The following is a 9,805-nucleotide window of genomic DNA, read 5'->3' as shown; positions in this document are numbered from 1 at the left end:
AACAATTTGTAATTTAAAAGACATTGAATAATCTTTTTGAGTCCGCTTCACATAGTGTGTTTCTTCATGTTTTTCCATTAGGATACTTATTGTGTATCGCTATTTCAGGACGGGACATTATCGTGATAAAAAACGCTCGAATCATTGATTTGGGCGTTTTTTTTTAGTTTTTTTGAGATTCCTATTTTCATTATCAAAAGTTTTGAAAAGCGTTCTTTCTCAAATGTAAGCTGCCAACTATTCCACATTCATTAACAATGCAGTTTATACTCAACTGAGTAATTTGGATTAATCAATTTGTAACAAAAATTAGTCAAATTTTATTTTTTTAAATAATCAATTGAAATAATTAACCATTAGCAATTTTCTAGGCATTTTTTTTTATTGATAAACTTTTTTTCAAATTATTCATATCCTCATTTACTTTTTTTATTAAAAACAATTGTATCGTGTTGGGTAGTTCGCAAGTTTTTTTAAACTAGCTTTTGTTTTCGCTTTCTATGGATACGCCGTCTGTAAACGTTATCGTATTTGCAAAAGTAAATCGAAAGATGTGAAAGGTTTGTTCTTTTCACTCATTGTTACGCCAGCTATATCTTTACGATCGACATTTATTTTTTGATTTGTAAGAATTGGTTACAATATATCTTCGCTAATGCTTTTGAATACTCTGCATGTGTATCGAAAATCAGTTATATTACTTGCAGGATTGGAATTTTCTAGTACCATCTAAACATTAATATTTTAATTTTTTTATGTTTTCTAAATACCCACGGCTTACCCTTACGTTATCATTATTAGACATTAAAACATCAAAACTATTGCTTGTTTTAGAGAGTTCTTTTATAAAACTAATATTTATAATTGATGATCGATGTACCCTTATAAACAACTCTGGATTCAATTTTGTGGCTAATGTAGTAATCCCAAAATTGCTCAAAAAACAATTGTCTTTTACATGAAGTTTAGAATAATCACCATAGGCTTCAATCCTTATAATGTCTTTCACCGCAATAGTAATGAGTTTTTTTGAAGTTTGAACCAAAATTCTATCCGGATAATTGGGCTTGTCAATTAGTAATTTTTCGGCTAATGGAAGTAATTTTTCAATCGTATTGTTTGTTCTGCTCATTGCCATTTTAAACCGTTCCTGTGTGTAAGGCTTTAATAAATAATCAATAGCATGAACTTCAAATGCTTTTAAAGCGTATTTGTCATAGGCTGTTGAAAAAATTATTTGTGGAATTTCTTCAAGATAAGTAATTACTTCAAATCCAGTAAGACCAGGCATTTGAATGTCTAAAAAAACCAAATCTGGTTTGAATTCATTAATTATTTTTACGGCATCGACGCCATTATTGGCTTCGCCTACAATAAAATAATCGGGATAATACTCTAAATATTCTTTTATGAGTTTTCTTCCAGAGGATTCATCATCAACAATTATTACTTTTTGCATAGAATTTCAAATTCAATTTTTAATCCTCGAGGAAAATTATCTGTAATCTTTAAGGTAGAGTTGTACATTTTTTCTAGAATTAACTTCGTATTTGTCAATCCGATACCTGTTCCAAAAAGCATTGTTTTATCTGCAACGCCAACGCCAGTGTCTGATACCGTAAAATATAGTGTATCGACATTCTTTCGTATTTCAACTCTGATTTTACCACCTTCAATTAATGGAGACAGCCCGTGTTTGATTCCATTTTCTACTAAAGGCTGAATAATCATTGGTACAATGGCTTCGTCAAGAATATTTGATTCAATATCAATTTCAATTTCTAATCGATCTTCAAACCTGGCTTTTTCAAGTTCTAAATATTGTTTTACAAAATTAATTTCCTCTCTTACAGTCACTAATTCTGATTGTGATGCTTGCAGTTGGTACCGAAACATATCAGCCAAGGTTGCAATCATATTTCGGGTATTTTCTAACTCTTTAGGTACTGATGCGTTTATGGTATTAAAAACATTGTATAAAAAATGCGGATTCAATTGGCTTTTTAAAGCTGCCAACTCATTTTTTAAAGCAGCTTCCCGAAGTGCTGATTGAATTTTTTGTTGCTCTTCGTTGGTTTTGTAATATTCATAAGCATGCAAAACGCCAAATTGTATACAATAAAACAATCCGGGTATGTAAATATCCCACGCTTGACTGGAACCTATAAGATGGTTGTATCCAAAAGATTCTAAAACGAAGTAAAAAATGGCTTTCCAAACCAATATAAAAAGTGGCAAAGTAAAAATGTGAATGCACAATCTAAAATACAGCGATTTGTTTTTAAATTTTCTAAATATCAAATACCAAATGGGAATGGTCACAATGAATTTGAGGAAATAATCAAAAGTTTCTGGTATTAAATTGCGCAAACTAAGTTGGGAGTCATCTTTTGCATAATCCGAAAAACTGATTGTAAGCGCAATAAAATAAGACAACATAAAGAACAAATAAAACAAAAAAACCAACAAAATAACTTTGTAGCGAATGCCAAAAAAAGTAGTATTGAAAAAAAATTTATTCATTTTATTTTTAGCTAAATATAGCAAACATTTTTATTTACAAAATAACAATTATCGGCAGATTGACTTATTTATCGACGAATTGATTTTTTGCAATCTATCGTAGTATTCTTTAATTCGTCGGAAAAAGATTGTCACATGGTTATGAAAATTAAATATTTGCAATCTAAACTTACAGTTATGAAAATAGCATTGTCATTAATTATTGTACTTTTTACTCTTGGTTTACAAGCCCAAACTTTAGAGATTAGCGGAAAAGCAAGTGTTCCTAATGAGAAAACCGAAAATCTAACGGTTTCACTTTACAGCGCCACTACTAATTTGATAATTAGAAGTACTACTACAAATACTGAAGGTACTTTTAATTTTGATGCTATAAATTCAGGTTCGTTTTACATCATTATTTCTGGAATTACTATTAAGGATTTTAAGTCACAAAATTTTGATATGATAGACAAATCGATTGTTTTATCACCATTTGAATTAGAAAAAAAAGCAGACCAACTCAAAGAAGTGGTTATTGTGAATAAAAAACCATTCATCACAGTTCTTGCAGATAAAACTATTTTTAATGTTCAAAACACATTGAGTGCCACTGGAACTACCGCATTTGAATTGTTGAGAAAAGCACCGGGCATTGTGATTGATAATAATGATAATTTAATTGTAGAAGGAAAAACGGGTGTACAAATATATATTGACGGTAAACCAAGTATTTTATCAGAGCAGGATTTGAATGCTTATTTAAAATCCATTCAGTCTTCAGATGTGGATAGTATCGAAATTATAACCCAACCTTCTTCAAAATATGATGCTGCTGGAAATGCAGGAATTGTAAACATCAAACTCAAGAAAGACAAGCGTTTTGGAACTAACGGAAGTGTTGCTTTAGGCTATGGGATTGGTAGATTTGGCAAATATGACAGTTCGCTTTCTTTGAACCATCGTTCTAAAAAAACCAATTTATTTGGATCCTACAGCAACAGGTTTGACGATTCGTATAGTTTTATCAATTCGTACAGAAGGCAATATAATACTATTTTTGATTCAAAAACTACTACTATTTCTAATACCAATGCCAACAATATTAAAACAGGTTTGGATTATTATGCAACCAAAAAAAGCACTTTTGGGTTTGTTGTAAATGCTAATTTTAATAATTCGTATACCGATGGAAATACCCGAACACCCATAACACCGCAAGGAAATACCTCACCAAATCAGGTTTTAGTTGCCCAAAGCAATTCACAATCCAAGACTTATAACATACAAAGCAATCTGAATTACCGTTATACAGATACTTTAGGACACACATTAAGTGCAGATTTTGATCACGGAAAATACAACAGAAAGCGTGATAATTTTCAACCTAATACGTATTACAATGGCGATGAAACTATGGTTCAAGACCAATTTATTTATAGAATGAATACGCCTATTGGCATCGATATCATTAGTTTTAAAAGTGATTATGAACAAGATTTTATGAAAGGCAAATTAGGCCTTGGGTTTAAAACTTCGGTGGTGAATACCGACAACTCCTTTGACTTTTATGATGTAGAGAACAATACAGAAACATTAAATACTGACAGAAGCAACAAATTTAAATACAGAGAAAACATCAATGCCTTGTATTTTAACTACAACAGAAAGTGGGAGAAAATGGCTTTTCAAATAGGAATTAGAGCAGAACAAACAATCTCAAAAGGCGAACTTATCAGCACCCAAGCCAACCAAAACAATACTGTAAAAAGAAATTATACCAATTATTTTCCGAGTACTGGTTTGACCTATAATCCCAATCATAACAATGCATGGGTTATCAATTACAGCAAGCGTATTGAAAGACCGAGTTACCAATCCTTAAATCCGTTTGAAATGCAACTGGATGAATTGTCGTTTTCCCGTGGCAATCCGTTTTTGCAGCCGCAGTATAGTGATAATTATAAAATTTCACATACTTACAAATACACCTTAACCACGTCATTGAGTTATAGTTTTATCAAAGACTTTTTTGCACAAATCACACAAGCAGAAGGCACGAACAAAAATTTTATAACCACAAGAAATGTTGCGAATCAAGAAGTATGGAATTTGGGTGTTTCTTATCCTTTTAGTCCAAAAAAATGGTGGGATGTATTTGTTAATGTATCTGCTTCAAACAGTTCTTACAAAGGCAATGATGCTAATTTTGTGTCTATAACTCAAAACAATTTTAATTTTTATGGCCAAAACACTTTTACATTGCCTAACAAAATAAAATTAGAAGTATCAGGTTGGTACAGTTCGCCATCTGTTTGGGGAGGCACGTACCGGACCTTGAGCTTGGGCTCCTTAGATCTTGCTTTGCAAAAAAAGATTTTAAAAGACAAAGTCAATCTACGTTTAGCACTTAGCGATGTATTCTTCACTTCACCGTGGTCTGGAATAACACAGTTTGGTGATTTGTATATTGCTGGTAACGGTGGTTATGAAAGCCGACAATTTAGAGTCAATATCAGTTATAATTTTGGTAATAGTGATGCAAAAACGGCAAAAAGAAACTCAAGTATAGAGGAGGAAAACAAAAGGTTATGATATGGTAATCCTACTATTTAAATTGTGATTAAATTATTTCAACTATAAAATCACACTAGTTTAAGGAGCAAACAGACACTTAATTTTTTTGCTGATCAGTTCAAGGAATTCTAGTTTTTAAAAATTTAATTCATCTTCTGTATTACGTTGGAATTTGTTCATCTACGAATTCAGGTCGTGACTTGTCAAAGTCTGATACTTTGCGGGTACGTTTAAGTTTAATTGCCTGCTCCATATTAATTAATAAGTCCATAGGCGATGTGAGCTTCGTAAACAGTATTAACTTAACTTAAATTGCAGTTTTAATTGCAAATCCTATTTAGCTTTTCTAAAATATTCATAGTAAGGTAAATGAAAAATTATCCAATGATATGTTGCTCGACTTATTTCTTTTTTAAACCTGTATATTGACAAAACGCTTCTGCACTTATAAAATTTTTTAGAGTGTTGTTTAAGTCTTCTCTGATTTTTTGGATCGATCTTGTGATTTGGCGATAACTCTTGCCCGTAATGCAATGTTATGTCCTTTGGGTAGATGTATATTCTTTTAGGTACGTTCTTCGTATTTTATCAATGGCCTTACTAAAGTTTTAGCATACAATAAAGTTAATCGGTAACTTTTTAATGATGTAGAAATTTTTGAAAAAAAGTGATCATTTATTTAGCTGCTTTTCTCCTAACTATTTACTGGTCATTTTTGGATAATTCTCCTGCATTTACTTGAACTGAGGTATGCTCTAACATTTTGAGTACCTGGTTTACCTTTTCAAGATTTAAATTTACTTTGCCTTGTTCAATTTTACGGACAACCGTAAGTGCTACTCCGTTATTTCTTTATAAATTTTTTATTACAATTCCCTTTTTCTGTTGTTATGGAGATTAAATACATCCCTGATTCCAGATTAGAAATATTAATCACATTTTTATTTTTCTCTTCTAAAACCTTACTGCCTAATATATTATGAATTTAAACCTGTAAAATTTCTTCATCACTTGTGATCAAAAGTTGGTCTTTAACAGGATTTGGGTACACAATAAGTCTCTCAGCAGCAAACGAATCGGTCCCCAGAAAATTAGTATACACTGTAGCAGCGGTATTGGTTGTTATAGGTGGATTGAAGTCGAAATAAATATTCGCTGTTGCATTGACAATATCACCGGAAACAACTGTTTTCTTAGGTTTTATTTTAAAGGTTATAAAACCATGTGAATCCACTTCATTCGCGGCACTCTGTGGAAGATAGATATTATTGAACATAAACTCAATCAAGTTTTGATCTTTGATGGTTACCATTCCGTTATGGCTCATTCCTTCCAATTGAATAGTAGTCCAATCCAACTTTTGATCCAATAGATGCTGCACTTTGACGTTTATCGCACTTGCCGTTCCAGTATTCTGGAAACGGATCACGTAATGCAGATATTTGTCAGCATTAGCAATTAAAACCTGATCGCCTTCTAAACAAGTTATATCATTAGGGTCATAGGAGCCGATTACTTGTTGATTTAAGACTAAAGTATTGTCGTTTGTAGTATGGTCAGAACTAGCAGGTGTTACGGTTGCTGTAAACAATAAATTTTCAGAAATATTTGTAGTTGGAGGGACAAATACATTGAAATTTAAAATCACTGTCCGAACTTCAAAAGGCGCTAAATTGGTAAAATTATAATTCAATGTATTGGCTGTTTGTGAACTTGGAGTAGTACTTGCATTTAAAAATTGAATTTTAGTGTTATTATATTCCAAAGTAGCCTGACCGGTTAATGTTGTTGTACCGATATTTTTATACACAAGCTGATAGGAAGTATTGAAACCCGGTCTTGCCTCTCCAAGAGGATAAAGCGCCACGTTTAAATCATCAATCTGCCCAATGGGCTCGATACAAAAATTGGCAGTAGCGATAGTACCGAAATTGGTGAGAGAAGAACTTTGTGTTAACGGAGTCAGCATAAAATAGTTCGGCAGGTTATGAACCACTGAAGTCTGAAAATTCCCCTGACCGGTATATAAACGGTATTGCCCTGCAAATTCATTTCGGAATGTTAAGGTAGCCTCCGTAGAAGTTCCGTTCGTGGTAGAAACTAAAATATTTGGCAACAAGGCATCGTTAGTGCCGCAACCGTTTCCTTCGATGTCTAAGCGAACCACTCCTTTTATAGTATTTTTTGTAACTCCCAAGTTTTTGTACCAAAGGACCTTGTTACTGCCCAATGAAGCCAGTAAAAGATCCATATCGCCATCATTGTCCTGATCCATTAATAGAGAGCTGGAAGGATTACTAACAGTGGAGGAAATAGTTTTAGGGGGTTCGAAATTACCTTGACCATATAAATTCTCAGACCATGTTGTTTTGGTATTTTCTCCCACTATAATATCGATATCGGAATCATTATCTATATCCCCTGCAAAAAGGGTTGAAGCGCCGTTTATATCTACATTTGAATTTATTATTCTTGATCCGCCGAAATTACCTAAGCCATCCTGGTTTGGCTGCCAAAGAATATCATCAACAGAACCGTTTGACATGTAAACCACGTCTTTATCACCATCACTATCCAAATCCGCTATGGCAACGTCTGCAACGTAAAAAGCATTAGTAGTGATTATTCGTTGTGAGCCAAAGCTGCCTATTCCATTAAGATTTTCAAACCATCCAATTTTGCTTTCCTGAGCTGATGTGAAAACCAAATCAAAATCACCATCATTATCAATATCAGCCTCCTTAAGGACACGTATTCCAATAATTCCTCCTGCAATTATTTGTTCACCTGAAAAACTTCCAAAGCCATTGTTCGCATACCAGATAATTTTATCTCCTGTAGCAGGCCAGTTGTTGATAAGCGAGGTTACAATATCCTGGTCGCCGTCAGCGTCGACATCATAAACTGCTAATCCGTCAGGGCTGTCATAACCACCAATCGGAATATTGATTTGTGTGCCAAAATTGCCTAAGCCATCTAAATTTTTATACCAGGAAACTTTATCTTCATATCCGGAGGTAGAAGGTCCAGAAATAGAAACTATATCCAGGTCACCATCTCCATCCATATCGGCAAGGGCTACTTTTTTTGCAGAGCTTACATTATGGTTTATGATGATTTGATTGCCATATGTTGTATCGGTATCGGATTTTTTATACCAATAGATTTTACCTTCACTAGCGGAAGAGGTTACAATATCTATATCTCCGTCTCCATCTATATCTCCTACAACAGCACAAGAAGCTGATAAATTTGCTGCGGCGGGATATTTCGGTACCGCAAAAGTTCCGGAGCCGTTATTTTGGTAGGTAGTAGTTCTGTGAGAGTATGACGATGTTATAATATCCTTATTGCCATCATTGTTCAGGTTGAAAGTTTCAATTTGATAAATAGCTCTCAATTTAAGTTCGATGGCAGGCTGATTAGTGAAAGTAGTAGAACCATTATTTTTATACCAATACAAATCAGAGAAATATTCTCCGTTAGTACTTGTTATTGAAACTATTATATCCACTTTCGAGTCATTGTCGATATCATCCAGCTTAACAGCTCTGATGTCCCCAGTTAAATTTTGTCGTATGGTTTGTTCCGTAAAGACCCCAAGACCATTATTTAGGTAACAAACCAGCTTTTCGTTACCATTGAGCTCCACGTTACCAACTAAATCGACGTCGCCATCATTATCGATATCACGACTATCGAAAAAATAAAATACGCTATTTGAAATGCTAATTACAGTAAGTGGTGAAAATGTAACAGCCGCATTATTTTTTATCCACTGAAGTGAAGTATCGAACTTGTAAAATATATCCGGGTATCCATCATTATTAAAATCATTAATCTGAATGTTATGCCTCACATTAATAGGCTGATTGTTGATTACATGGAATACGCTGTAATTATTGGCTTGATTTGTGTTTCATAATAACCTATTCCAATGGATTTACAAACAAGATCTTTATCGCCATCTTTATCCATATCGATATGCTTGACAAACTGAATAGCATCAATTGTTTTTAAAACTTGCATAGCGCTAAAAGTACCCTGCCCATCAAGGTTGGTATGTAAAAATAATTTATCTCCAAAAGAATCCGTCCCCAAGACATCTAAATCTCCATCACCATCAAAGTCACTGATCTCTATCGAAACTATAAAAGCACTTCCCGAAAGAGTAGTAATACTTTGCTTAGGCTTAAAACCTTGAGCAGGGAAATTATTCTCATACCAGTCAATATTTGAAGAACCAAAAGTAACAATATCCATATCGCCATCGTAATCGATGTCTGCCGTTCTGTTTTCTCTGCTGCTGTCGGTATAACTTGTTACTTCCTGTTCCTGAAAACTAATTTGAGAATAAAGCGTAGATACAGAAAAAAATACAAGGAAAAATAGTAATGATTTTTTCATGGTATAAATATATTTTGTAAAAGTAGGTTTTTATTAAGATATAGACGATTAAAATAAGTTGCTAAAAACGAAAAGCATATAATTTTAAAATTACAAAGTTATGTATAGGTTTGTTTAAGTCTTCTCTGATTTTTTGGAGCAATTTTGTGGTTTGGCGATAACTCATTCCTGTAATATGCTGCATATACTTTGAGTAGATTCATAATCTTTTAGGAAAGTTCTTCGTACTTTATCAATGGCCTTACTTAAGTTTTAGCATACTATAAAAATAATCAGTAAATTTTTGCTGATGCATAAATTTATGAAAAAAAGTGATCAT

The 9,805-nt window shown here is 33.1% G+C and carries 6 protein-coding genes and 1 pseudogene; 1 reads left to right on the top strand and 6 read right to left on the bottom strand.

Going from position 1 to position 9,805, the window contains the following annotated elements:
• Positions 1-736 precede the first annotated feature (736 nt).
• Together ACNQGO_RS06390 and ACNQGO_RS06385 are read right to left on the bottom strand one after the other, a co-directional pair.
• Positions 737-1,459: a LytR/AlgR family response regulator transcription factor gene (locus ACNQGO_RS06390; protein WP_417947265.1), complete on the bottom strand. Its 723-nt coding sequence runs from the start codon at positions 1,457-1,459 to the stop codon at positions 737-739.
• Positions 1,447-2,523 (bottom strand): sensor histidine kinase, encoded by a 1,077-nt coding sequence (locus ACNQGO_RS06385; RefSeq protein ID WP_417947264.1) that lies wholly within the window; start codon positions 2,521-2,523, stop codon positions 1,447-1,449. The genes ACNQGO_RS06390 and ACNQGO_RS06385 overlap by 13 nt, the downstream gene beginning before the upstream one ends.
• 177 nt (positions 2,524-2,700) lie before the next feature.
• Here ACNQGO_RS06385 and ACNQGO_RS06380 point away from each other — a divergent pair, with 177 nt between their 5' ends.
• Positions 2,701-5,097: a TonB-dependent receptor domain-containing protein gene (locus tag ACNQGO_RS06380; protein ID WP_417947263.1), complete on the top strand. Its 2,397-nt coding sequence runs from the start codon at positions 2,701-2,703 to the stop codon at positions 5,095-5,097.
• Positions 5,098-5,781: 684 nt separating this feature from the next.
• Here the strand turns inward: ACNQGO_RS06380 and ACNQGO_RS06375 are convergent.
• From ACNQGO_RS06375 to ACNQGO_RS06360, 4 genes and pseudogenes are all read right to left on the bottom strand, one after another.
• A pseudogene (locus ACNQGO_RS06375) lies at positions 5,782-5,922 on the bottom strand (transcriptional regulator); the annotation flags it as partial.
• Between the two features lies 1 nt (position 5,923).
• Positions 5,924-6,055 (bottom strand): T9SS type A sorting domain-containing protein, encoded by a 132-nt coding sequence (locus ACNQGO_RS06370; protein WP_417947516.1) that lies wholly within the window; start codon positions 6,053-6,055, stop codon positions 5,924-5,926.
• 9 nt (positions 6,056-6,064) lie between these two features.
• Positions 6,065-8,938, bottom strand: a complete 2,874-nt coding sequence (locus tag ACNQGO_RS06365; RefSeq protein WP_417947515.1) for an FG-GAP repeat domain-containing protein — start codon at positions 8,936-8,938, stop codon at positions 6,065-6,067.
• Positions 8,939-8,958: 20 nt separating this feature from the next.
• Positions 8,959-9,486, bottom strand: coding sequence for an FG-GAP repeat domain-containing protein (locus ACNQGO_RS06360; protein WP_417984721.1), 528 nt, complete (start codon positions 9,484-9,486; stop codon positions 8,959-8,961).
• Between the last annotated feature and the right edge of the window lie 319 nt (positions 9,487-9,805).

The sequence above is a fragment of the Flavobacterium frigidum genome, assembly GCF_048286735.1.
GTDB lineage: Bacteria > Bacteroidota > Bacteroidia > Flavobacteriales > Flavobacteriaceae > Flavobacterium.
Note: the sequence above shows the minus strand (reverse complement) of the source record. Positions and strands in the feature narration are given on the sequence as shown.